Consider the following 26,039-nt stretch of genomic DNA (forward strand, 5'->3'; position numbering starts at 1 on the left):
TAACACCCAGAACATCCCATTCATCACACGGCGGTGTTCAACATGTGGACGTCCTGCTCGCTTTGAATGTACAGGGGGCAAACAAGGTTCTATCAATATCCAGGCGTCATCAGGAATGTCGTAGCGGACCATCATCTTTTTCCAGTATTAAACTAATTAGATGATAATACTATCAACTTACATTAAGGGACACAGCCTAGTATTAAGAAGTTCCGTCGGCCGAAGTTTACATTGTCATAGGGATGATATCTTTCCTCGCTGAATTTCGGTGAGGAATATATTTAACCTGAGCTCGCTTGAGCAGGAAACTAAGAGTAAAGAATGGGTTGAATATCCTGACGGACGAATTGATATTAATAGACAAACGATAGATTACTAAAACAACGGTTAAAACCTGATTGTACTGGTTTAAATCGGAGGTTAAAAAATGGCTTGCTTTTCTACGGTTTGATTTAAATTATGCCTCTTTTTATACCTTTAATATGATTTAACGCTAAAATACCCATTTAATCATTATAACCTTTTTGGTTTATTAATCCGTCAGACTTTTCACTCAGGGCGAGATCTCATATTTTTAATATTGATGTTTTACTTAAAAACAAATTAATTAAAACTAAAAAAAGTACACGCTGAAGTTATCAAAGCCTATTAATAAAAGCGTATTGAATGGACAAGATTATCAATGTCCATCTATTGGTTGTTTTTTTGTGCAAAGTGAAATCCTGCCTTTGGCAGAGGGTTGTGACGAGAAAGTTTAGTAATAAAATTATTTTCGCAGTTATTATGGGTTTAATATTAATATCATTGGTCATAATGCACATTATTATATTTTCATAAAGATAAAATAAACAACTGTTCATAATCACGTAAAAATTATATTTTATGTGGGCGAAGATAGGCTTTTTGTGTTAAATATTGTTTTTGGATCTTTGATTTATTTTATTCGATGAGTTCATTTGAAAGTGACTATTGATGTATCAGATTGGGACTTTTATGAGTTTATTGTTTTATTGTGCATTTTTTATTAATAAATCATTTCAAATAAAGCTTAATTGAATATTCAACCGGACCATTATATCCGTCAAATGTGGTTTTAACTTCTATTAAACTAAGGGATTGTTTATGGGTAAATCATCAAGCAGGGGGGCGCAGTACTTCTTTACTGGCGATTATTCTGCTGACGATAATGATAATGACATTAATGCCATTGGATTTGGTGGTTACATTTATGCCCGCGGAGGGAATGATTATATTACGTTGGGATCGATTGCGGCCAAGGTGTATGCCGGTGCGGGTGATGATACGGTAGTGGGTGGGGCGGTCTATTTAAAGGTCGTGGATACCACCGGTAATCTGACAGTAAAAGGCGGTGAGGGTTACGCAGGGATTGATAAAAATGGCGATGGGAATATTTTGTTTTCCGGCATTGCGGGTGGCGTTGCTATGGATCATACAGGTAACCACGGTAATCTGGATTTTACCGGAGCGGCTATTTATAACGAAATGAACCGCAACGGTTTGACAGGGAACGTATTCTTCAAAGGTGCTGGTGGCTACAATAAATTGTGGCACGAAACTAATCAGGGCAATTTGTACTTTGAGGGTGCCGGAGCGGGTAACAAAATCGATCGTATCTGGTATAACCACTACAACGGCAGCCGTGGCGATGTCACACTTAATGCCGCCGGTGCTGCAAACAGTATTAGCTCGCGGGTGGAAAACGGCGATATCGTTTTCGATGGTGCAGGGGTTGATAATCACATTATACGTCAAGGTAAAGAAGGTAATATTACTTTGCATGGTGCGGGGGCATCTAACCGAATTAAACGTACTCGTCAAAAAGAAGATATCTATGTGCAGACTCGTGGTGATATCACCTTTAACGGCGCAGGCGGCTATAACCGAATTTATTCTGATATTGCGCATGGTAATATTAATTTTTCCGGTGCCGGTGCTTACAATGAAATATCAAGATTAGGCGCGAATGATGGTTTTCGTGATGAGGCGCTGGAATATGCTAAGGCCGAAGATATCCTATTAACGACAGCAACGATGGAAGGAAACTGGATTAAGGAATCCCAGCGAGTGACGGGTATTAAATCGACTGCCGAGCCTGATACTTATCTCTTCGCGTTTGCTGATAAGATTTATACGAAAGTCAGCAAAATTAGACTCAAAAATGATCCTGAAACCGGAAAGCTTAATTATTACGCTACTTCCTGGTATAAGGAGGGCGATTACCTTAAAGATCTTGCTGCAACAGCTATTTCTTCAGATAACGGATTTACCAATATAAACCTCAATGGCGCTTACCGTCTTTACAATTTAATTGTTGAACATCATCAGCCTGTCACTATTCATTCCGTTGAGGAAAGTTTATCTGAAAACAAGTGGGTTATTTATGCCGGCGGGACGACGGTCAAAGCGGAAGATATCACCCTCTCTGATGCGAAAATGGGAGGACGTTCGATCTTTTCCAACAATCAGAAAGTGGATGTTTCCGCAGTGAAATCGCGTCGACAGCCAAATAGTTATGTCTATGCCAAGTATATGGGGCAATACACCAAGGTGGTGTTGGTTAAGCTGGAAAACGATCCTGTTACACAGGAGCTCAAATACTTTGCCAGCGCGTGGTATAAAGCGGGTGATCATACCAGCAATTTGGCTGATGAAGAGATTTCAACCACAAATGGTTATCACACGATGGGCCCCGGTGGCTACATGCTAAGTCAACTGCAATATAGCCTGAATACAACGATACGTCGTGCTTCTGATCGGTTGGCGCATATCGAAGAGTACCGTCAGCAAGAACTTGTGAATTCATCTGTCAACAACGGCGACAGCTCCGGTGATATTCAGTTTAGCGGCCTCGGCGGTGGAAACGTTATTACATCCAGCGTCACCCGTGGCAATGTCAATTTTGAAGGTGCCGGTGCCGCTAATGTGATTGTGAAAAGGGGGGAAGAGGGCAATCTGACATTCCGTGGTGCAGGTCTGGCAAACGTCGTTGTTCACCAAAGCCAATGTGGAGAGATGAATGTTAATGCCGGCGGTGCGGCAAATGTTTTCGTGCGGGTTGGGGATGGACGGTATTTGGCTCATCTGCTGGCGGTTGGCAATATCTCGATCCATAAAGGCAATGGCAACAGCCGGATTGTCATGTCGGGTGGTTACAACACCCATAGCCAAATAGGTCATGGCAGAGCGAGTTGGTCAGGGGCAGGCGGTTTTAATGTCATGGTTCAAAAAGGTCGCGGGGATGTGTTCTCAGTACTTTTTGGCGGCGCTAATGTGCTGACTAAACTTGGTGCCGGTGATCTGTTTTCGGGTATGTTCGGCGGCGCCAACATTATCACGCATCTCAGTGATGGGATGGAAACGTCAAATACCACGGCAGTTGCGCTGGGTGGTGCCAATATTCTCACCAAAAAAGGGCAGGGCGATACACTGGCAGTCATGGGTGGAGGTGCCAATGTACTGACTCACATCGGTGGGGGTAACACAACGGGTGTCATGCTAGGTGGCGCTAATATCCTGACCAAAGTAGGGAACGGCGATACTACCGGCACTATGCTTGGGATAGGTAACGTACTGACTCATGTCGGTGATGGTCAGACATTGGGTGTCATGGGAGCTGCCGGCAACATCTTCACTAAAGTTGGGGATGGAACGGCAATTGCGGCTATGCTCGGTGCAGGTAACATTTTTACTCATATTGGCAATGGTGACGCATGGGCGTTGATGGGCGGTCTGGGTAATATTTTCACCAAAGTGGGGGAGGGCAATGCGCTGGCGCTGATGGCAGCGGTTGGCAATGTGTTTACCCATATTGGCGACGGTACCAGCGTTGCCCTGATGCTGGCAAAAGGCAATATCGCCACCAAAGTGGGTAATGGCATGACTCTGTCAGCAATGATTGGTCAGGCCAATATTTTTACCCATGTGGGTGATGGCGATACTTTTGCCGCCATGATCGGTGGCGCTAATGTGCTGACAAAAGCCGGTGATGATCTGACAACCGCTTTGATGATCGGTAAAGCCAATATCTATTCACATGTGGGAGGTGGCGCCAGTATTGGTTTGTTTGCCGGTGAACTGAATGTCATGACCAAAATCGGCGATGGTATAACACTGGCGGCCATGTTTGGTCAGGCCAATATCATGACTCATGCAGGTAAAGGTTTAACCGGTGTTTTGGCACAAGGTGAAGCGAATATTGTTACCAAAGTGGGTGATGATTTTATGGGGGTGCTCGCTGGGGCGAAAGCTAACGTCATCACTCATGTTGGTGACTCGACAACCGCGGCTGTACTGCTTGGTGAAGGCAATATTCTGACGAAAGTGGGAAAGGGCGCAACGATTGGCCTGCTGGTGTCCGATGTGGGTAATGTCATGACGCATATTGGTGATGGACTGACAGTGGGTTTCGCCAAAGGTCAAGCCAATATCATGACTAAAGTGGGGAACGGCGCCAGTATTAATGCAGTTTGGGGGGAAGCTAATATCCTGACTCATGTGGGCAATGGCGATCGTTATAACTTCACTAAAGGTAAAGCGAACATCATAACCAAAGTGGGTGATGGACAAGAAGTGACGGTAGTTCAGGGTGATGCCAATATTATCACTCACATCGGTAATAGTGATGACTACATGGGAGCCTGGGGTAAAGACAATGTGATTACCAGAGTCGGTGATGGGCGTAATGTGGTGCTTGCCAAAGGTAAGGCGAATATTGTGACTCAGGTCGGTCACGGTGACAGTTTTAATGCTTTATGGAGTGAAGGCAATATCGTTACCAAAGTGGGTGATGGTATGCAGGTGACTGCGGCAAAAGGCAAAGCCAATATCACGACCACGGTGGGGAATGGTTTAAGCGTGATTGCGACGTATGGCGATTTTAACGTGAATACCAAAGTGGGTGATGGTGTTTCAGTTAACGTGGCGTGGGGTGAGCACAATGTTAATACCAACGTTGGAAATGGCCTGAATGTTGCGGTGACGAAAGGTGAACATAACGCTAATATTCACGTTGGTGATGGTCTGGGTATCAATGCTGTTTATGCGCGTAATAACGTGGTCATTAAGATTGGTCATGGTGATTCCTACAACCTTGCTGTTGCAGAAAGCAATACCCAAAGCAACAAACTCTCTTCCTTCTTTGAGCAAATCAAACAGACGGTATTAGGTGTGGGTGGCAGCCAGGCGATTAATTATCTGGTTCAGGGAGATGAGGCGAACACGTCTGGAACACATACCGCTAGAGGTGCGATTAATTTAACCGAAATTTCTGCGATTGACGGCTTTAAGATAGGTGAAATTGCGCCAATAAGTTCAGATTTAAGCAGTCGTCTTAGTGGTCTTGTGACAGAGGTAGAAACGCCTAAGCTCGATCATCTTCAGAGTGTCTTCGATATTAACGATAATTTTGATTCAGACCAGCAAACCAACCTGATCATTAATGGTGATTTTGAGCAGAATGGTTATGGCTGGCAGGCAACTCATAGTATTGAAGCCAATCATTCGGCGGTGACTTACGGTCTTGATAACACTGGTCATGGCTTATGGGTGAGTGAACTTGATGTGGATGAAAACACCTCTATTTATCAGGATCTGCAAAATTTATTTGAAGGTGAAAATATTTCATTGCGCTTTGATTTTGCAAGACGTGCAGATTCTTATACCGATGATGGTATGGAAGTGTTGTGGAATGGCAAACTAGTCTTCTCAGTTGCCGATGATAAGGTTGGATGGCAAAACAAAAATCTGAATTTAACCGCCAAAGCGGGTAATAACCGAATTGAATTTAAAGGTACAGGCAAGAGTGATGGGCAAGGCTATGTTCTGGATAACATTGTGGCGAAATCTAACGGGCAAGGACAATTCGATATTGTTCGTGAATACATCAGACAGGACAAAGCAGCACAACAGGCGTTAGGTGATAAAGCGAGCGTTGAAGCGGATCGGCAGCATCTGGAACAAGAGAAAGATAAGCAGTTGGCAGCGATTGCAGTAACACAGTCTCAATTGGAATCAATCGATCAGGCAGCGCTAAATGCCAATGGTCAAGTACAGCGTGATGCAGTAAAAGAAGAATCACAGGCAGTAACCGATGAATTGATCTCCATGACTCAAGGTCTGGATAAACTTAATGGCTGTGCAAATTACCACGGTAAATCAGGTGAACGGTGGCGAAATCAATTTGCTGCCGGATTTCTGGATAGTGTTCAGCGTAAATGGGATCACACTAAATCCATTGCACAGGAAAAGTTAATCAGTGCGCAGCAACATGTTACCGGTAATCAGCAAAAAGTAAGAAAAGCGATTGTGCAATCGGAGGCTGGCGTAGTGAAAAGTGAGCAGTACCGTGCTAGCGCGAAACAAAATATTACCGACGCGCAGAAAAAAGCCGAATTGAGAAAGGAAGAGGCCTTTTTACAGCAACAGCGGGCAGAAAAAGCTAAAGGTGACGCCAACGTCGCCTGGCAGCAGGCGGAAAGTCGGGGCAACCGCGATATTGCCACGGCTGAGGGTAAAGTGGTTCAGGTACAAACGGATGTGAAAAGCGCGAAGCAAAGTGACGACGCCAGACCGCAGCGTACGGGCGCACTTGGCAGTGGTTTGTCTGGAAAGGCTTATAGACCAACAGATATGTCTGAAATCACCAGCCATGTTAATCCTGAATTTATCGTACATGCTGATGGGCGATTCAGCACAAAACTGATAGCAGAAGATCCAGCTGTGTTGCAAGATGCAAAAGATCTTATTAGTCAATTGCAGGTCAATGATGGCCTCCGTTATTTGGTCAAGGATCGATTCCCGGTGGATAAAAATTTGCTGACAAAATCTGATGGCAGCATGTTGGGTGAACAAACCGCTGATCCCCAAAGTCATGAATTAATAAAAAGGGATATACTGCAAAAAATTGATAATAAAATCTTTGACTTTACCGCGCATGGAAAAGAGCTGGAGGCTTATTCATTCTATTTTAGCCAGGATAGTAATTTGTTGGAAAAAATCAGCAAAATCATTCCTGAAATTGGCAGTGTGCTCCTGACTAAAGGAGATACGGTTGAGTCCAAGAGACTCATGAAAGGATTATGTTTTGCTTTATCTGCCCGCTACTTAATGGAAGAACGGGTGCATGGTGCCGGGGGCGGTAAAGCTTATATGATGTGGTTGAAGGATGCCGTTAAAGCTTACAACGACAAATCAGTCAATAAGAAAACAGATATCAACGCCATTGAATCCTCTCTGCTGACCCAATATCGCCGCCAAAATATTGGTCCGGCGATTGAAGATTTACTGTCGATGCAATACAGCCAATTTATGGACAGCTCTACCCCAGAAGCCTATACAAAAGCCAATGCAGCCTATGGTGGAAAACTGAAAGCGAATGGGTTGGCTGGGTCGAACATTAATAATGCGTTGAATTACTCCGCTGAAGGCTATGAATCTGTCATGGATAAGCTGCGTGATGTAAAAAAATCGACTTACATGACATTTATGTCTGAAGATCATGCAATGTCAGTGGTAGTACATAAAAAAGATAATCAAACGGTTTGGTCATTTTATGATCCTAACTATGGAGCCAAGTCGTTTGCTAACTATGGTGATTTCTGCCGTTTTATGGACTCTTTTCATAAGGGGTTTATAACCAATTATAAATTTCAGGCGAGTGAAAAGTCTGGTCAAAGCTTCTATGTTCAGTTCAATAAGTTTACCGAGGGAACCATTGCGAAATATGACGGTGTTTGGAAAACGTCGCGTGATGGTGAACAAGACTATGTATTGCGGGCGCTAAAAGAGCAAGGAAAGACGTTTACCCTAGGTTCAGGCGTTATCGGGCGTGTGGTTGATTACCGTGAAGGTGATATCACCCTGGAAGTGACAGTGAGGCAAGGTAAGCAAAGTAAGACAGTTCTGGTTGAAGTTGGCAGTAACAACTTTAAGCAGGCTGCCAGCTTTGTGCAGTCGAATATCAATAAAGTGCTAACTTATCCGGCAATAAACAAGCTGATACTGAAAATGCCGGTTGATGGTAATACGATGTCCCCTGTGCTGGAGAAATTGTCATCAAGTGATCCGATTAAAAACAAAAATTCCGGGGTTTGGGGACGCGTTACTGTCACACCACAAGCCGATGATCGTGAAACCCGTTTTAGTAGCCAGATCATTCTCCAGATGGAAGATGATCCGATCGTCGCCAAAGCAGCGGCTAATCTGGCAGGTAAACACCCGGATTCCAGTGTGGTGGCTCAACTTGATTTTGATGGCAAGTACCGTGTTGTTTATGGTGATCCGGCCAAATTATCAGGTAAGTTACGCTGGCAGATTGTCGGTCATGGCCGTGGCGAATCAGAACAGAATAACACCCGTCTGGGTGGCTACAGTGCTGATGAACTGGCAGTAAGACTAAAACAGTTCAGTCTGGATCTTAAACGGGCGGGTAGGCCTAGCCACATCAGCATTGTGGGTTGTTCTCTGATAAGCGATGACAGTCGGGATGGTTTTGCCCACCGCTTTATCACTGCGTTGGATCAGCAAGGTATTCGCAGTAATGTTTCCGCTCGTCGTAGCGAAGTCGCGGTCGATGCAACAGGTCGTAAATTTACCCGTGATGAAAAGAATCAATGGGTCAATAACCTGCCTGATAACAAAATTGTCTTCAGATGGAACGAACAGGGTGAACTGAAGACCAGTACAGAAAGGGTGATTCGTGGTATTACTGAAAATGATATTAACCTCGCCAAAGTGGGGTACACGAGCGCTGATGCGGTTACCAGGGGAGCAATTGCGGATAATTACCGTGCTTTCACTGCACCAAAGAAGCGTAAAAAAACGCTTGAGATTAACGCAAACGATAAACTGAATCACCCGCTCAGTTATTCCGGCAATATTCAGGTCAATGTCGGTGAGGGGGAGTTTAACTTGTTCAATTGGGGAACGTCGAATGTGGGCATCAAAATAGGGAGCGGTGGTTTTAAATCACTGACCTTTGGTGACAATAATGTGATGATTCACATTGGTGATGGTGACAGCAAACAGAGCTTCGATATCGGCGGCTATCAGGCACTTGAAGGTGCGCAGATGTTTATCGGTAACCGTAATGTGAGCTTCAACCAGGGTCGCAGTAATGATCTGATCGTGATGATGGATAAATCAGTCCCAACGCCGCCACTGATTAATCCGTTTGATGGTGCTGCACGTATTGCCGGCATATTGCAAAATGTTGTCCGTTCCGGTAAGGGGCAGGGTTGGCTGACGGCACAAGATCAGCAGTGGACAATCGCGGGTGCGGAGAAGTTTGTGCAGGATATCGCGGGTCTGGATCAAACCAGCGATGTGAACTACAAGACGTTGGTTGACTTGGATTCTCAGCATGAACGCAGCAGTCGTGGTTTAAAGCATGATGTTGAAGCGACGTTGAATAAGAAATACCACCAATGGCTGAACGGTAATGTGATTGATGTGGGCAGGATGAGCCATGCGGATAAATTCCGTCAGGCCAATCAGAAGCTGGCTTTTAACTTTGCCGCAGGTGGTCAGGGTGCGGATATCCAAGTGACAACCGGTAACTGGAACTTTATGTTCGGTGACCATATCCAGTCGATTCTAGATACCAACCTGGGCTCGCTATTTGGTCTGATGACTCAGCAATATTCAGCTACGGGTATGGTGAAAACAACTTTTACCTACAATCCGCAGGATTTGCCGCGCCAGCTAAAAAACAAGTTATTTGGCCGCTTGGCGGGAGTCAGTGCGGATACCACCTTTGCAGATATCTTTGGGGTGAACTACACCGCAGAGGGTCGGATTGTCTCCCGTACGAACGAACCTGTTGATGGTGAAGCGATTCTGCGAGAGGTGTTGGACATTATTGGGGAATTTAGCGGCTTTCAACTGAAGACCTTCACTAACCCCGAGAAATTGCTTGATGGTTTGAAAGCGAGCATTGATATGGGAGAAGAAGGGGTTAGGTCATTTGCTGAAAGTCATGGCCTGAAAGAAAAAATTCCTGGTAAAAACTGGGAACAAAGATCTTTGGTCAGCGTTGATGGAGAGAGTGCTCAGGCCAATCGTAAACCAGAGCGGGCACTTGGCTTTAATTCACTGAATTTACCTAACGTGTTTGTAACGATGTTCAGCGAAGATAAGCAAACAGAAATGAAATCGTTAGTCACTGATTTGAAAAAAAATCTGACGGCGGATTTGCTTAATATGGAGGAAAAAGCGTTTGATTTCCTGCGTAATAGCGGCCATTTGCACGGTGACGGTGATATCCATGTGTCACTGGGGAACTATAACCTTAACTGGGGGGGCGACGGTAAAGATCTCGGTGCTTATCTGGGCGATAACAACAACTTTTGGGGCGGGCGCGGTGATGATGATTATTACTCGCTGGGAACCTCCAATATCTTTGCTGGCGGTGAAGGAGATGATTTGGGCGTCCTGATGGGGCAGGAAAACTGGATGTTTGGCGGTCATGGTGATGATACTGCGGTGGTGGCCGGACGTATTAACCATGTCTTCATGGGTGAGGGTGATGACCGAACGTTTGTTTTTGGTGAAGGTGGCTTTATTGATGCCGGTAACGGACAGGATTACGTCGTCGCTTCGGGTAACTATAATCAAGTGGATAGCGGGGAAGATCAGGACTACGTTGTGACCATCGGCAATAACAACCGGGTTGGACTGGGTGAAGGCAATGACTGTGCCAGGGTATTTGGTAATGACAACCGGATCGATGGTTATTCCGGCAATGATACGGTTAAACTGATGGGTTACCATGCGGTGATTAACGGTGGAGAAGGCGATGATCACCTGATAGCGGCGGCTATTTCGAAGTTCAGCCAATTTGACGGCGGTGAAGGACAGGATCTGCTGGTACTGGGGGGGTATCAGAACAACTTCGAAGGTGGTGCGGGTGCAGACAGCTTTGTGGTCAGCACAGAGGTGATTGATAATCGGGTTAACGATATCAGCGCAGAAGATATGATCCTCTTTAATAGTAATGACTGGCGAAACTTATGGTTTCAGCGCAGCGGATATGATCTGGTGCTGTCAGTGAACCGCCATACCCGGAACAAAACCGCTCAGGATATATTTGAATCGGTAGGTTCAGTCACCTTTACAGATTACTTTAATGGTCATCGTGCCAAATTAGTGGCTCAAATGAATGGCAAGGAAGCATCAACAGAGCGCGAATTTACTGCACTGTCAGATAATGCGGTTGACTCATTGATTCAGGCAATGAGTAATTTTGCTCCCAGTGCAGGCGATAATGGTTTTATCGAAAGTCTGGACAGTAAGGCAAAAATGGCTATTACGACGGCGTGGACAGATACAATGATTGGAAAAGGGAAATTTGCTTAACAAAATTGCGAAATTCTTCCGCCTAAATTCTCATTGAGAGCGAAGCGAACTTTTAGGATTAGGGGGAATGGATAGCAAACAACAAGTCACCTAACGCGTTATAATATAAAATAAGATTGGCTCACAGAAAAGTGAGCCAATTTTTATCGCGAGTTAACTTGCCTGCATTATGCCGCATCAATATTGAGAAAACGGTGAATGGCTCTTAAAACTGCATCGGGTTTTTCTGCGTGGACCCAGTGACCGCAATCGGCGACAACCCAGGCTTTAGCTTGTGGAAATTGTCTGGTGATATCATCCTGGTACTCTTCCTGAATATAAGGAGAAAGGCCGCCGCGAATAAACAGAGCGGGATGAGGCCATGCGGGTATTTCCTGCCAGCCAATAATCTTTTCATATTGATTGATTAATGTCGGCAAATTGAATTTCCATTCTCCCTGACGGAATGATTTCAATAAAAACTGAATCACGCCTTCTTCCTGAATATCTTCCCGCATAATTTCGGTGGCTTCCTGACGGGTATAAACGTTGGCTTTCGTCACTTTATTCAATGCGGTAAAAATTTGGTCATGACGGCGAACCTGATAGGCGATTGGCGCGATATCAATAAGAACAATTTTTTCTATCCGTTCTGGCGCCAGGGCGGTCATTGTCATTGCGATCTTGCCACCCATTGAATGACCAATAATAATGGCGGACTGAATTTGCAGATGATCCAGCAGAGAAATGACATCTTGCGCCATATCGTGGTAATCCATGTTATCTGCCCGTGGAGATAAACCATGATTACGTACATCAACCTGAATAACTGGATAATATTGCTGTAAATCACGGGCCAGGACCCCAAGATTATTCAGATCGCCAAATAACCCGTGGATCAATACCACAGGAGTGGAAGAGACAGGATTTTCCGGTGTCTGTATATGATGATTTAACTGACTGTTTAATTTCATGATGAGAATAGTTTTCCTTCGGGTATTGAGATCATGCTGTGTATGTTGTGGGATATTGTTGCTTAAATTGTAACAAAGCAACCAGGCTATGCAATTATAGTTAATAGTTCCTTGTAATTAAATTGTCCCTAAAACGTTCTGTGTGTCAAAAACTTGTTAATTTTCATGCTAATACTTAATAAATTAAAAAGTAAAGACTCTTCAAGTTACTGATATTTTTAAATAGGAGGTTTTAAATAACTTGTGAGATAATTGTTGGTTCAATCATCTTAATGTGGTTATTTATTGTGTGTTTATGTGATCTATATCTTAAAAAATTGTGTGTTAATTTTAAATTTTTGTGAAAAAATAATGAAAATTTACTTTATATTTTATGTAAATAAAGATATAGGGTACATTTAACAACAATCACAATGTTCTAATAAGAATAAATAGAATCTGATTTTATACTATGGATTAGGGAATTAATAAGTGAAAAAAAATTTACTAAAGAGCCTTTATTTTCAAGTTTTGGTTGCAATAACTATCGGTATACTACTGGGGCACTTCTATCCTGAGCTTGGTGCGGAAATGAAGCCATTGGGGGATGGATTTGTTAAATTAATCAAGATGGTTATTGCGCCAGTTATTTTCTGTACTGTTGTGACTGGTATCGCCGGTATGGAAAGTATGAAAGCTGTGGGTAAAACAGGCGCTATTGCATTAGTCTATTTTGAAATAGTCAGCACAATTGCTTTAATTATTGGGTTAATTGTTGTCAATGTTGTTCAGCCTGGTGCAGGGATGAATATTGATCCCGCTACGTTAGATGTTAAAGCTGTCTCTATATATGCGGAAAAAGCGGCTGAACAAGGGATAATCGCATTTTTACTTGACGTTATTCCGGCCAGTGTTATCGGGGCATTCGCCAGTGGTAATATTTTGCAGGTTCTATTATTTGCTGTGTTATTTGGCTTTGCGCTTCATCATTTGGGAGAAAAAGGGAAACCAATCTTTAATATTATTGATGGTTTTTCCCAAGTTATATTTGGTATTATCAACATGATAATGCGATTAGCGCCTTTGGGGGCTTTTGGTGCCATGGCATTTACCATCGGGAAATATGGTATTGGTTCATTGATACAATTAGGGCAGCTAATAGTTTGTTTTTATATCACTTGTATTCTATTTGTCGTATTTGTTTTAGGAACAATCGCGAAAGTGACCGGATTTAGTATATTCCGGTTTATTAATTACATTAAAGAAGAATTGCTAATCGTATTGGGAACATCATCTTCTGAATCTGCATTACCGCGTATGTTAGATAAAATGGAGAAAGCGGGATGTCAGAAATCCGTTGTTGGTTTGGTGATACCGACAGGATACTCATTTAATCTGGATGGTACTTCTATTTATCTGACAATGGCTGCGGTATTTATTGCGCAGGCAACCAATACACATATGGATATTATGCATCAAATAACGCTATTGGTTGTGTTGCTTTTATCTTCTAAAGGTGCTGCTGGTGTGACAGGCAGCGGGTTTATTGTATTAGCGGCAACAATTTCTGCTGTTGGGCATTTACCACTGGCGGGTCTGGCATTAATCCTGGGAATAGATCGTTTCATGTCAGAAGCAAGAGCGTTAACCAACCTGATTGGCAATGGGGTTGCAACGATTGTAGTAGCAAAACGTTGTCGTCAGCTTGATGAAGCTAAATTAAACGAAGTGTTAAATGCTAAATAAGCGCATCTTTAGATTTCTGCCTGCTTGATGATCACTCAATAAAAACAATTCCGGCCGTTGGGCCGGAATCTTTACATCCAGTCAAAATAGTCGAAAATAAATATTATTTTTCCTACCTTAGCAAGACTGTTGTGGTCAACGAAAATGGGTCACCGCCTGAGAGTTTTTCCAAAATAAATTTTCTGATTCATTCGGTGTCAACCCATTGTTATACCAATGGGGACGAAGTTGGCTGTAATAGCCCGTTATATAACTGATGATGGAGCGCGTGGCTTCCTCCGCATTTCGATACCCTGTCAATGGGAGCCATTCACTCTTCAGGCTCCTGAAGAAACGCTCCATTGGCGTATTATCCCAACAGTTACCCCGACGGCTCAGGCTTTGCTTGATCGGGTAATGACTCAATAATTTCCTGAACGCTTTACTGGTGTAATGACTGCCCTGATCACGATGAAACAGAACACCCTTGGTGAGAGTCCCGGTCGCTCATCCCTTAACTGATTAACCCACTTACCCATGGCAGATTTACTGACATTCATGACTCTGGCTGCCTCGGCGATAGAATAGTTGTGTTCAAGCACCAGTAGTGCGGATTCCAGTTTGAATTCTGAACTAAAACGTCTTTGCATAATGTCACCTATTTTTTATTGAGGTAAGAATATCACCTCTGTAATGGTGACCAAAATTAGTGTGCCACATCAGTGGTTGTTTAGTTAAGGTCTTGCGATATATTCCTGAATATGGTTATTTCGTTCTTTTATTAAATAAAAATAGGTAATAGCTGTGACAAGCTTGGAACATTTTATAGGTAACACTCCGCTGGTAAAACTACAACGAATGACCAATAAGCTGGGTGTGGAAATATGGGTAAAACTTGAAGGTAATAATCCGGCTGGTTCAATAAAAGACAGAACAGCGCTGTCAATGATTCAGCAGGCTGAATTGCGGGGTGAAATTTTTCCGGGTGACGTATTGATTGAAGCCACCAGCGGAAATACAGGTATTGCGTTAGCAATGATTGCTGCGGTAAAAGGTTATCACCTTAAATTACTGATGCCTGATAATATGAGTCTTGAGCGCCAGGCTTCAATGCGCGCTTATGGTGCGGAGCTTATTTTGGTGAGTAGAAACGTGGGTATGGAAGGCGCACGTGATTTAGCTCAACAAATGGAGCGTAATGGTGAAGGTAAAGTTCTTGATCAATTCAATAATCAGGATAACCCTTTAGCTCACTTTACTACTACCGGCCCGGAAATTTGGCAGCAAACACAAGGACGCATTACGCATTTTGTTTCCAGTATGGGAACCACGGGGACAATTACGGGTGTTAGCCGTTATTTAAAAAGCCAGAATAACAGTGTTCAGGTTATTGGTTTACAGCCAGCTGAGAACAGCCATATTCCAGGTATTCGCCGTTGGTCGCCGGCTTATCTGCCCGGTATTTTTCGAAAGGAGCTGGTGGATCAGGTGTTAGATATCAAGCAGGAAGAAGCTGAAGAAACTATGCGTTTGTTAGCTCAAAAAGAAGGGATTTTTTGTGGGGTTAGTTCCGGCGGCGCTGTTGCCGGTGCATTAAGCGTTGCGGCACAAAATCCAGGTTCTGTGATTGTTGCAGTTATTTGCGACCGTGGTGACAGATATCTTTCTACTGGAGTATTTAATTAATCTGGTTATAAGATGTTAGCCAATATTGTTATACCCTTCATCTTTCAAGTTGCTGCTTTGTTGGCTGCTTTCACTTACCCCAGTCACAGAGTTATCTATGCTCCTGGGGAGGCGTTCATTTGCCGCCGCGCTGCAACTTGAAATCTATTGGGTATATAAAGTTACAACAATGGCTGAAAAGAGGAAACCGCAGAGAGCGTTGGAACTGTTGTGTTGGCAGATATCAAAAGCCGTCATGAGTAGAGCAAAGTAGCGATAGGCTCTACTCACACTATCCGATTTTTGAATGCAAAGAGTGATATAAATCGAATAATGGAATAAAAAAACAGCCGTTGTTGTCGGCCGTTTTTTTAATACAAAAGGGTATTGTGGTAGTTAAAATGTTGCTACTTTTTAATACGCATAATGGGTGTTTCACCAACAGTGACAGAGCCACTCAGTTTGGACAATTCTTTAATTTCATCCATGTTGGAAATAACAACCGGTGTCAGTATTGATTTCGCTCTTTCTTCAAGGAATTGAAGATCAAACTCCAAAACTAAATCACCTTTCTGGACACGTTGACCTTCTTCAGCAATGCGCTTAAAGCCTTCTCCTTTAAGCTCAACGGTATCAATACCAAAGTGGACAAATAGCTCAATACCGCTGTCCGATTCGATAGAAAACGCATGGTTGGTTTCAAATATTTTACCGATCGTCCCATCAACTGGTGCAACTATCTTACTGCCGGTAGGTTTTATAGCGATACCATCGCCAACAATTTTTTCGGCGAAAACAACATCTGGAACATCTTCAATATTGACAATCTCACCAGATAAAGGTGCGATAATTTCAATAGTGCCGCTGTTTTTTTTATCATCTGAAACTAGAGATTTCAGTTTATCAAACAGACCCATGAATCTTCTCCTAATTGTTTATACTGGACCGCGTTTTAATCAATTATTGTTAGCAAAGTGTTTTTTCTTTGATAAATGTATCAACCAACTCCATCAACCCCTGAGCGGTAGACTGAGAAAGGGCTTGCTCAGCCAGCGCTTTTGCATCTTCGTAACGCGTATTACGAATGATTTTCTTGATGCGGGGAATAGAAATTGCACTCATACTAAACTCATCCAGCCCCATACCTAATAACAACAGTGTAGCACGTTCATCACCTGCAAGCTCGCCACACATCCCCGTCCATTTACCTTCAGCGTGTGAAGCGTCAATGGTTTGCTTAATCAGGCTCAATACTGCTGGTAGCATCGGGTTATAAAGATGAGAAATCAATTCGTTACCGCGGTCTACAGCAAGAGTATACTGAGTTAGATCGTTTGTCCCAATACTGAAAAAATCAACTTCTTTTGCCAGGTGATGAGCAATGACTGCTGAAGCGGGTGTTTCTACCATCACACCGACTTCAATTGCTTCATCGAATTTTTTACCTTCTTCACGAAGTTGGCCTTTCAGCAATTCAAGTTCTGCTTTCAGCTGTAGTACTTCTTCTACAGAAATAATCATTGGAAACATAATACGTAATTTACCGAAAGCAGATGCACGTAAAATAGCACGTAACTGAGAATGTAAGATCTCTTTTCGATCAAGGCAAATACGAATTGCACGCCAACCAAGGAATGGATTCTCTTCCTTCGGTAGATTCATATAGGGCAGATTTTTATCACCGCCGATATCCATCGTACGTATAATAACCGCTTGGCTACCCATTGCTTCGGCGACGGATTTATACGCCTGGAATTGTTCTTCCTCTGTTGGCAGCGTATCACGATCCATAAATAGAAATTCTGTACGGTATAAACCGACACCTTCGGCACCATTACGTTCAGCACCAGTGACATCACGGACGGTACCGATATTGGCACAGACTTCAACCTGATGACCATCAAGAGTCATTGCAGGCAGATCTTTCAGTTTCGCAAGTTCAGCTTTTTCTGCCAGATATTCGTTTTTGGTTTTTTTTAGCTGTTCAATTTCTGTATCAGATGGATTGATATAAATATAGTTATTTACCGCGTCTAGGATTAGGTAATCACCATTTTGGATTGCTGTTGTCGAATTGGTGGTACCGACGATCGCCGGAAGTTCAAGAGAACGGGCCATGATTGAGGTATGGGAAGTACGGCCACCTAAATCAGTAATGAAACCAAGAACTTTTTCCAGATTGAGTTGCGCAGTTTCAGATGGGGTCAAATCGTTGGCGATCAGAATAACTTCTTCTGAAATTGAGCCCAGATCGACAATGGACATACCCAGAATGTTTTTCAGCAAGCGTTTACCGATATCACGCACGTCTGTAGCACGCTCTTTTAGGTATTCATCATCTAATTCTTCAAGGGCTTGGGCCTGAGTCTCAATCACGGAATAAACTGCGGCATCCGCGGCTTTGAAATCGTTTTTAATTAACGAAATAATTTCTTGCTCAAGTTCTTCATCTTCCAACAGCATGATATGCCCTTCGAAGATTTCAGCTTTTTCTTCTCCGAGGTTTTTTGCCGCTATGTTTTTGATTATTTCTAACTGAGATGAGGCTTTTTCACGACCTTGCTTGAAATGGGAAATTTCCTGTTCGACTTGTTCTTGACCGATTTTTTTTTGATTGATAATAATTGGGTCTTCTTTCAGTAATAATGCCTTACCGAAAGCGATGCCTGGTGATACTAATATGCCTGAAATCATGATGTTACCTAACTACTAATAATTATTCTTTAAAGAGCCAGCCCGCAGATGGTTTGCTGTTTTAGGAAATGCATTTAAACTGACATCCCCAGATAAGACTTTATCCAGGGATGAGGAACGGCTAAGTGAATATCAGTTTATTCACAATCTCTGAATCTTGACTGGCGTTGTGGTCAACGGAAGGTTATTCCAGTTCTGCCATTAATTTAACCAGATGCTCAATCGCTTTTTGCTCATCTTCGCCTTCAGCAGAGATGGTCACAACCGTGCCTTGAGTTAGTCCTAAAGTTTGTAGCTTAAACAAGCTTTTCGCACTGGCCGTTTTGCCGCCCGAGGTTAGTGTAATGTCGGAAGAGAAACTTTTTGCTTCTTTAACAAACTGTGCAGCGGGACGGGTGTGTAGGCCATTTGGCGCAGTAATAGTGACTTCTTGCTGGAACATGACGTTTCCTCAATAACTTAGATTTTTGCTATGTAAGTTAAAAAATTGTAATAAACAAATCTTAACTTGAGTATTCATTAACTACCTATCTCAGTAGAGCGATTTTATGCCTAAAGTGCGAGCCCGGCAATGTTTTGACAAAAGCGATAAATTGCTTTTGAGTGCCCTTTAGTTTTGTCCGAAGGGGAGAGAAACGAATCACTCCTTACGTACTATACGTTACTACGCGTACGCTCCGGGCTATGCGTGCTGTCCGTGTTCACTATCTTTTACAAGAACGTCATTCACAAGAACGGCCTGCATCAATTGCGCCTACTAGGATAGGCTATAAGATTGATAATGTAATAAAAGATTTTATCGATTATCAAAAAAATTATTCTTTTCGATGCTTCTGATTGATAGTTTGAAGTAAAGGTAGATCACGGGACTACTTAACTGAAACTACTACTTCTGTTAATTAATTTCGAGCATCGAAATAATTATTATTGGTTAAATACTAAACCCATTGTAAGAAATCATCTGGTAAAGTGTAAAAGTTTGATCTACTACACAGAAAAAGCACCATTTAGGTGCTTTTTTATCAATAAAACTAAGTAACTTACTTAAATACTTTTATTCATCAGACAAGTCAGTAAACAATGCACTGCTCAGATAGCGTTCTCCTGATGAAGCCAGAATGACGACGATATTTTTATCTTTATACTCCGGTTCCTGAGAAAGTCTCACCGCGGCTGCAACGGTAGCGCCGGAGGAAATACCCGCCAAAATGCCCTCTTTCATCATGATTTCACGAGCGGTTTTAATTGCCTCGTCATTACTGATTTTGAATACGCGATCGACCAGTTTCAGATCAAGGTTATCTGGAATAAAACCAGCACCAATGCCTTGAATCTTATGTGGGCCGGGTTTCACTTCTTCACCGGCCAGAGTCTGACTGATTACTGGTGAGTCTTCGGGTTCTACTGCAACCGCAGTGATGTTTTTACCTTTGGTGTTTTTCAGGTAACGGGCAACGCCTGTTAGTGTGCCGCCCGTACCTACGCCAGTAACAAATGCGTCTACTTCACCATCGGTATCTTCCCAGATTTCCGGGCCAGTGGTTTTTTCGTGGATTTCCGGGTTTGCCGGGTTGCTGAATTGTTGCAGGATAATATAGCGATCGGGGTCACTGGCCTGAATCTCATTGGCTTTCTCAATGGCGCCTTTCATACCTTTAGCGCCTTCAGTTAGCACTAGCTTTGCTCCCAGTGCCTTCAGTAGCTTGCGACGCTCAATACTCATCGTTTCTGGCATAGTCAGCGTTAATTTATAGCCACGGGATGCTGCAACATAGGCAAGCGCAATCCCGGTATTACCACTGGTTGGCTCTACCAATTCTTTTCCTGGCTGTAGGATACCGCGTTTTTCAGCATCCCAAATCATGTTAGAACCAATACGGCATTTTACACTAAAGCTTGGGTTACGGGACTCTACTTTCGCCAGAATACGTCCATTGCCAAAGTGTTTTAGGCGAACTAACGGGGTACGGCCAATCGTTAAAGAATTATCTTCGTAAATTTTACTCATACTCGTCTTTCAACTCCCTTTAGTGATATCCGGTCAACGATACGCCAACAATTAGGTTATGGAAATATAGTTTGAATATATTCTTATCGTCTTAAAGAATAACATTTGACTAAATTTATTTTATAATACGAAATCCGTGTTGATCTCGATAGCAATCTACCCACATTGCAGTAGCAGCGCATACTGCGATAGGCATAATCACCAAATTGACAATAGGTATCATTGTCAAAATACTCACTGTTGCACCAAATTGCAGATTATTCATTTTGTTTTGACGAAGGGCGTTACGCATTGTTGGAAAACTGACTTTGTGGTTATCAAATGGATAATCACAATACTGAATCGACAACATCCAGGCACTGAAAATAAACCAAAGCACTGGTGCGATAGTTTGCCCGATAACAGGAATAAAATAGAGAAGCAACAAAACCAGGGCGCGAGGAATATAGTAGAGCAGTTTGACTAATTCCCGTTTCAGGATGCGTGGAACATCTTTTACCAGTTCCATAACTCCGGTATCCGACGCAGAGGTTCCTGTTAAATCAGCTTCCAGTTTTTCCGCCAGTAATCCATTAAACGGTGCGGCTATAAAGTTCGCTATCGTGCTGAATAAATAAGTAAAAATCAGCAAAATAGCAATCACTGCCGGTGGCCATAGAATGTAACTGAGCCATTGCATCCAATCCGGTACTTTGTTCAGTATCCAGGAGATCCAGTTTTCCAGTTGCTGGTAGAGCCACCAAAATGAACCACCAAGTAACAAAATATTTGCCAATAAAGGCAATAGAACAAATCTTTTAATACCTGGGCGAGTAATTAATCTGCAACCTTGCACCAAATACTGAAAGCCGCTCAAATTTTTTGGTGATTTTGTCAAATTAAGCATACTTCCTATTCTCTCTTGTATGATTGAAACGCTATCATATAGGCAGGATTTTCGACTGACTAGTATTGTTCTGTATAAAAAAAAAGCAAAAAATGCTTATCAGGCATATTTATGATAAGAAAAGTGTGTATAAGCTTGCACTTGTGTTATTTGACAAATACAGTTAATACAGAAAATGTTCCGCCGTGGTGGCATATTAATTAAATTAAACAACAGAGATAGCAATGATGCAGGATTTGCGTCTGATATTAATCATTGTTGGTGCGATAGCAATAATAGCTTTGCTGTTACATGGGTTGTGGACCAGCCGTAAAGAGCGTTCTTCGCTTTTTCGTGATCGCCCAGTTAAACGTCATAAACATGATCGTCAGGAGGGTTTCGTCGATGACAGTGATGATGAAGCGTTTGACAATCAACAAAAGCCTTACACCCATAAGCAGGTAAAACCTCATCAGGAATATAAAGCTGAACCGGTTATTGAGCGCCGTCAGCCGAAGTTGACTGGAATGGATATTGCAACGCCTGAGGAAAGTCATGATCCGTTACTGACTGGTCGTCGGCCTGAGGCGACAACCAGAAAAGCGGTAACAGAAATAGAAGAGCAGGAACCTCAGCTTGGCCTGTTTGAATCTGAAGGGCGGGATGAGCCTGAGAAAAATAGACCTCAGACGGAAGAAAAGTCTCAGGATATGGCAAAAGAGGGGGATGGTGAGAAGGAAGTGCAGGCCAAAGCAGCAAAAGAAATCGTTTTGGTTCTTCATGTGGCAGCACACCACGGTCAGGCACTGAATGGTGAGCTCTTACTGCAAAGTATCCTGCAATCTGGCTTCCAATTTGGAGAAATGCAGATTTTCCACCGTCATTTGAATCCATCAGGCAGCGGTCCGGTGTTATTCAGCCTTGCCAATATGGTGAAACCGGGTTCATTTAATCCTGAAACAATGGCTGATTTTACCACTCCAGGGGTTTCCATGTTTATGATGGTGCCTTCTTACGGAGAAGCTAATCAGAATTTTAAGCTGATGTTGCAGGCAGCTCAGCGCATTGCTTCCGATGTAGGGGGAGTGGTGCTCGATGATGAGCGTAAGATGCTGACACCGCAAAAAATTGAATTGTATAAAGCACGCATTCGCAGCACACTTGATGTTCAGGTATAATCAACTTATCGAATGTTCAAGCCTCCGCCAGTCGGGGGCTTTTTATCGCTGGTTATAAGTCATGAAATCAACTGTTCAACAAATAGAAAATCTCAGAATAACATTGCGTCATCATGAATATTTGTATTATGTCATGGATGCACCAGAGATCCCTGATGCAGAATATGATCGGTTAATGCAGGAATTAAAGGCTCTTGAGGAACAATACCCGGAGCTGATTACATCTGATTCACCGACACAGCGGGTTGGTGCTGCCCCTCTGACTGCTTTTGAACAAGTCCGCCATGAAATTCCTATGCTATCACTGGATAACGTATTCGATGAAGAGAGTTATTTGGCGTTTGATAAGCGAGTGCGTGACCGCCTGAAAGATGATCAGGATTTAGTGGTGTGCTGTGAGCTGAAACTGGATGGTTTGGCTGTCAGTCTGTTGTATGAAAATGGTGAACTGGTACAGGCGGCGACCCGTGGTGATGGTACAACAGGGGAAAATATCACATCAAATGTACGGACTATCTACGCAATTCCCCTGCGCCTGACCGGAGAGAATATTCCAACTCGTGTTGAAATTCGTGGTGAAGTTTTTATACCCCAAAAAGGGTTTGAGAAGCTGAATGAGGAAGCACGCCGCATTGGGGCAAAAGTGTTTGCCAATCCACGTAATGCAGCGGCTGGCTCTCTGCGTCAGCTCGACCCGCGTGTTACCGCTAAACGGCCATTGGCTTTCTTCTGTTATGGTGTTGGTGTATTGGAAGGAGGGGAATTGCCGACCAATCACTATGAGCGATTGATACAGTTTAAGCAATGGGGATTGCCGGTCAGCGATAAAATTAAAGTTTGTACTGATAGCCAGCAGGTTATTGATTTTTACTACGATATTGAAAACCAGCGTTCAACATTGGGGTTTGATATTGATGGTGTTGTTATCAAAGTGAATTCGCTGGAATTACAGAAAACGTTAGGTTTTGTCGCCCGTGCACCGCGCTGGGCAACAGCATTCAAATTTCCTGCTCAGGAGCAAATGACGATTGTCCGCGGTGTTGAATTTCAGGTCGGCCGTACTGGTGCGATCACACCGGTAGCGCGCTTGGAACCGGTGCAGGTCTCTGGTGTGACGGTGAGTAATGCGACATTGCACAATGCGGATGAGATTGAACGTTTAGGTTTACGTATTGGCGATACAGTTGTTATCCGTCGTGCTGGTGATGTTATTCCAAAGGTCGTGGGTGTTGTGGAGGACAGAAGGCCACAGGACAGTGATGAAGTTGTTTTTCCTGAACATTGTCCGGTATGTGGGGCGGATATCGAGCGGATTGAAGGGGAGGCTGTAGCGCGTTGTACTGGTGGTTTGGTCTGTGGCGCTCAACGTAAAGAAGCACTGAGACACTTTGTTTCCCGGCGGGCGATGGATGTTGACGGTATGGGAGAAAAGATTATCGATCAACTGGTGGATAAAGAGTATGTTGAAACTCCGGCGGATCTTTTCAGGCTTACTGCGGGTAAATTGACCGGGCTTGATCGTATGGGGCCGAAATCAGCGCAAAATGTGGTAGATGCGTTGGAAAAAGCGAAAAAAACCACATTTGCTCGTTTCCTCTATGCTCTGGGTATCCGTGAAGTTGGGGAAACGACCGCCGCTAATCTGGCCGCTCACTTTGGCTGCCTGGATAAATTACGTGCCGCTGATGAAGAAGCTCTGAAAGAGGTCCAGGATGTTGGTGAAGTAGTGGCAAAACACGTGGTTAACTTCTTCAATGAACCTCATAATCAAAAAGTTATCGATGACCTGATTGATAATACTGGTATCAACTGGGAGCCAGTTATCGTCACAAAGGCTGAGAAGGTTGACAGCCCATTCGCAGGTAAAACAATTGTGCTTACTGGTTCATTGCATCAGTTATCCAGAGATGAAGCCAAAGATAAGCTTGTTGCGCTTGGGGCAAAAGTGACAGGCAGCGTTTCTAAGAAAACAGATTTGGTGATTGCTGGTGAAGCAGCCGGTTCGAAATTGGTTAAAGCTAATGAGTTAAATATTCCAGTTATTGATGAAGAAGAAATGATCCGTTTATTGGGTGAATAACTTTTTATTTGCATTTGGCATACTGATTATTGAGAAGTTTCTCAATAATCAGTCATGTTTGATGATGCGTTTTTGAATTTGGCCTTATACGATTCAGTTAAAAATGTGAGCGGACCCACTAAATAAAGCTTTTGAGTACGAATTATTTCAGTTTAATGTGATATCTATTCCATTTAATCGCTTTTTATTACATAAAATGCATTTATATTCTGTCGTGTTTGGAGTGTGATATGTCTCAGATCCTGCATTTCCTCTTAGCTCTGATTGTCATTGGTGGCCTTGCTATTCTGGCGAGCAGTAACCGTGAGGGTATTCGCCCTCGTTATATTATTCAGTTGCTTGTTATTGAACTTGCCTTGGCGTGGTTTTTCCTGAATTCAGGTGTTGGTCAGGAATTTGTCATGGGATTTGCAGGTTTGTTTGATCATTTACTGAAATTTGCGCGTGAGGGAACGGACTTCATTTTTGGCGGCATGATGGGGGCAAAACTGGCTTTCTTCTTTCTGAATGTATTGTGTCCGATTATCTTTATTTCCGCACTGATTGGTATTTTGCAGCATATCAAAGTATTGCCAATTATCATCCGGGTTATTGGTACTCTGTTGTCTAAGGTCAATGGCATGGGGAAACTGGAATCATTCAATGCGGTGAGTTCTTTAATACTGGGTCAATCCGAAAACTTTATCGCTTATAAAGATGTGTTGGGAAAAATGTCTGAGCGCCGAATGTACACGATGGCCGCGACTGCAATGTCAACAGTTTCCATGTCAATCGTCGGTGCTTACATGACCATTTTGGCGCCTAAATATGTTGTGGCGGCATTGGTGCTCAATATGTTCAGTACCTTTATCATCCTGTCACTAATTAATCCGTATGCTGTTGACAGCGAAGAAGATATTCAGATGAGCAATCTTCACGAAGGTCAAAGTTTCTTCGAAATGTTGGGTGAATATATTCTGGCTGGTTTTAAAGTCGCACTGATTGTTGCGGCTATGTTGATTGGTTTCATTGCCCTGATTGCCGCTATTAACGCGTTGTTTAGCATGATTTTTGATATGAGCTTCCAAGAAATGCTGGGCTATGTGTTCTATCCATTTGCTTGGGTAATTGGAATTCCTGCTGATGAAGCGTTGCGGGTTGGTAGCATCATGGCAACCAAATTGGTTTCTAACGAATTTGTTGCGATGCATAGCTTGCAGTCAATGGCTACAGAACTTTCTCCTCGTTCACAGGGTATTTTGTCGGTATTCTTGGTTTCTTTTGCTAATTTCTCTTCAATTGGGATTGTTGCCGGAGCGATTAAGGGCTTGAATGAGAAACAGGGTAACGTCGTTTCCCGTTTTGGTTTGAAACTATTGTTTGGTTCAACCCTTGTCAGCTTCTTGTCTGCGGCTATTGCAGGTTTGGTGCTGTAAAAAGATAAAGTGTTATAGTGGAATATTGCATCATGGATGATGCAGATTTCTTCTTTCCTTTCGCATATCTTTCCTTTACCCCGTAAACTGAAGTTATCTTTTTT

Annotated in this window: 14 protein-coding genes and 1 pseudogene; 6 read left to right on the forward strand and 9 right to left on the reverse strand. The window is 43.1% G+C overall.

The genetic code is table 11. From position 1 onward, the window contains the following. Positions 1–132 (reverse strand): transposase (locus C5470_RS22890; protein ID WP_339916738.1); only part of this gene is annotated, 132 nt, incomplete at its 3' end. 990 nt (positions 133–1,122) lie between these two features. On the opposite strand from C5470_RS22890, the gene rtxA reads away from it, so the two are divergent. Beyond that, positions 1,123–11,373 carry an MARTX multifunctional-autoprocessing repeats-in-toxin holotoxin RtxA gene (rtxA, locus tag C5470_RS14790; RefSeq protein ID WP_166290312.1) on the forward strand — a complete coding sequence of 3,417 codons (10,251 nt, stop codon included), beginning with the start codon at positions 1,123–1,125 and terminating at the stop codon, positions 11,371–11,373. Between the two features lie 167 nt (positions 11,374–11,540). Here rtxA and ybfF read toward each other — a convergent pair whose 3' ends face one another. Then, positions 11,541–12,326 carry an esterase gene (gene ybfF, locus C5470_RS14795; protein WP_166290314.1) on the reverse strand — a complete coding sequence of 262 codons (786 nt, stop codon included), beginning with the start codon at positions 12,324–12,326 and terminating at the stop codon, positions 11,541–11,543. 471 nt (positions 12,327–12,797) lie between these two features. Between ybfF and C5470_RS14800 the strand changes: the two genes are divergently transcribed. Further along, complete coding sequence (locus C5470_RS14800; RefSeq protein ID WP_166290316.1) at positions 12,798–14,051, forward strand: C4-dicarboxylate transporter DctA; 1,254 nt, start codon at positions 12,798–12,800, stop codon at positions 14,049–14,051. Positions 14,052–14,186: 135 nt separating this feature from the next. On the opposite strand, the pseudogene C5470_RS14805 reads toward C5470_RS14800, so the two are convergent. Then, positions 14,187–14,519: pseudogene (locus C5470_RS14805) on the reverse strand (integrase core domain-containing protein); the annotation flags it as partial. After that, positions 14,453–14,680, reverse strand: a complete 228-nt coding sequence (locus C5470_RS14810; RefSeq protein ID WP_166290318.1) for a transposase — start codon at positions 14,678–14,680, stop codon at positions 14,453–14,455. The gene C5470_RS14810 and the pseudogene C5470_RS14805, both read right to left, overlap by 67 nt. A 154-nt stretch (positions 14,681–14,834) precedes the next feature. On the opposite strand from C5470_RS14810, the gene cysM reads away from it, so the two are divergent. Beyond that, on the forward strand, positions 14,835–15,716 hold the full coding sequence (gene cysM, locus C5470_RS14815; protein WP_166290320.1) for a cysteine synthase CysM: 882 nt from the start codon (positions 14,835–14,837) through the stop codon (positions 15,714–15,716). Between the two features lie 386 nt (positions 15,717–16,102). Here cysM and crr read toward each other — a convergent pair whose 3' ends face one another. From crr to cysZ, 5 genes are all read right to left on the reverse strand, one after another. Then, complete coding sequence (gene crr, locus C5470_RS14820) at positions 16,103–16,612, reverse strand: PTS glucose transporter subunit IIA (RefSeq protein WP_133814940.1); 510 nt, start codon at positions 16,610–16,612, stop codon at positions 16,103–16,105. Between the two features lie 49 nt (positions 16,613–16,661). Beyond that, the gene (ptsI, locus tag C5470_RS14825) at positions 16,662–18,389 is read right to left on the reverse strand and encodes a phosphoenolpyruvate-protein phosphotransferase PtsI (RefSeq protein ID WP_166290322.1); all 1,728 of its coding nucleotides are present in this window, start codon (positions 18,387–18,389) and stop codon (positions 16,662–16,664) included. A gap of 184 nt (positions 18,390–18,573) precedes the next feature. Further along, positions 18,574–18,831, reverse strand: coding sequence for a phosphocarrier protein Hpr (ptsH, locus tag C5470_RS14830; protein WP_021323875.1), 258 nt, complete (start codon positions 18,829–18,831; stop codon positions 18,574–18,576). A 612-nt stretch (positions 18,832–19,443) separates the two neighbouring features. Further along, positions 19,444–20,397, reverse strand: coding sequence for a cysteine synthase A (gene cysK / locus C5470_RS14835; RefSeq protein WP_166290324.1), 954 nt, complete (start codon positions 20,395–20,397; stop codon positions 19,444–19,446). A gap of 115 nt (positions 20,398–20,512) precedes the next feature. Next, the gene (cysZ, locus tag C5470_RS14840) at positions 20,513–21,283 is read right to left on the reverse strand and encodes a sulfate transporter CysZ (protein ID WP_166290326.1); all 771 of its coding nucleotides are present in this window, start codon (positions 21,281–21,283) and stop codon (positions 20,513–20,515) included. Positions 21,284–21,507: 224 nt separating this feature from the next. Between cysZ and zipA the strand changes: the two genes are divergently transcribed. The 3 genes from zipA to C5470_RS14855 all read left to right on the forward strand — a co-directional run bounded on the left by zipA (position 21,508) and on the right by C5470_RS14855 (position 25,935). Then, positions 21,508–22,440, forward strand: a complete 933-nt coding sequence (zipA, locus tag C5470_RS14845; protein WP_166290328.1) for a cell division protein ZipA — start codon at positions 21,508–21,510, stop codon at positions 22,438–22,440. 61 nt (positions 22,441–22,501) lie between these two features. Next, entirely contained in the window at positions 22,502–24,520 is a 2,019-nt protein-coding gene (gene ligA, locus C5470_RS14850; RefSeq protein ID WP_166290330.1) for an NAD-dependent DNA ligase LigA, read from the forward strand. Positions 24,521–24,750: 230 nt separating this feature from the next. After that, positions 24,751–25,935, forward strand: a complete 1,185-nt coding sequence (locus tag C5470_RS14855; protein WP_166290332.1) for a NupC/NupG family nucleoside CNT transporter — start codon at positions 24,751–24,753, stop codon at positions 25,933–25,935. The last annotated feature ends 104 nt before the right edge of the window (positions 25,936–26,039 follow it).

Source organism: Photorhabdus stackebrandtii (genome assembly GCF_011189495.1).
Taxonomy (GTDB): Bacteria; Pseudomonadota; Gammaproteobacteria; order Enterobacterales; family Enterobacteriaceae; genus Photorhabdus; species Photorhabdus khanii.

Bases quoted from the DNA above. Each gene is read 5' to 3' on its own strand.
- C5470_RS14810 (WP_166290318.1), bottom strand. From the start codon at position 14,680: ATGCAAAGACGTTTTAGTTCAGAATTCAAACTGGAATCCGCACTACTG.
- ptsI (WP_166290322.1), bottom strand. From the start codon at position 18,389: ATGATTTCAGGCATATTAGTATCACCAGGCATCGCTTTCGGTAAGGCA.
- crr (WP_133814940.1), bottom strand. From the start codon at position 16,612: ATGGGTCTGTTTGATAAACTGAAATCTCTAGTTTCAGATGATAAAAAA.
- ptsH (WP_021323875.1), bottom strand. From the start codon at position 18,831: ATGTTCCAGCAAGAAGTCACTATTACTGCGCCAAATGGCCTACACACC.
- C5470_RS14855 (WP_166290332.1), top strand. From the start codon at position 24,751: ATGTCTCAGATCCTGCATTTCCTCTTAGCTCTGATTGTCATTGGTGGC.
- ybfF (WP_166290314.1), bottom strand. From the start codon at position 12,326: ATGAAATTAAACAGTCAGTTAAATCATCATATACAGACACCGGAAAAT.
- cysZ (WP_166290326.1), bottom strand. From the start codon at position 21,283: ATGCTTAATTTGACAAAATCACCAAAAAATTTGAGCGGCTTTCAGTAT.
- rtxA (WP_166290312.1), top strand. From the start codon at position 1,123: ATGGGTAAATCATCAAGCAGGGGGGCGCAGTACTTCTTTACTGGCGAT.
- zipA (WP_166290328.1), top strand. From the start codon at position 21,508: ATGATGCAGGATTTGCGTCTGATATTAATCATTGTTGGTGCGATAGCA.
- cysK (WP_166290324.1), bottom strand. From the start codon at position 20,397: ATGAGTAAAATTTACGAAGATAATTCTTTAACGATTGGCCGTACCCCG.
- ligA (WP_166290330.1), top strand. From the start codon at position 22,502: ATGAAATCAACTGTTCAACAAATAGAAAATCTCAGAATAACATTGCGT.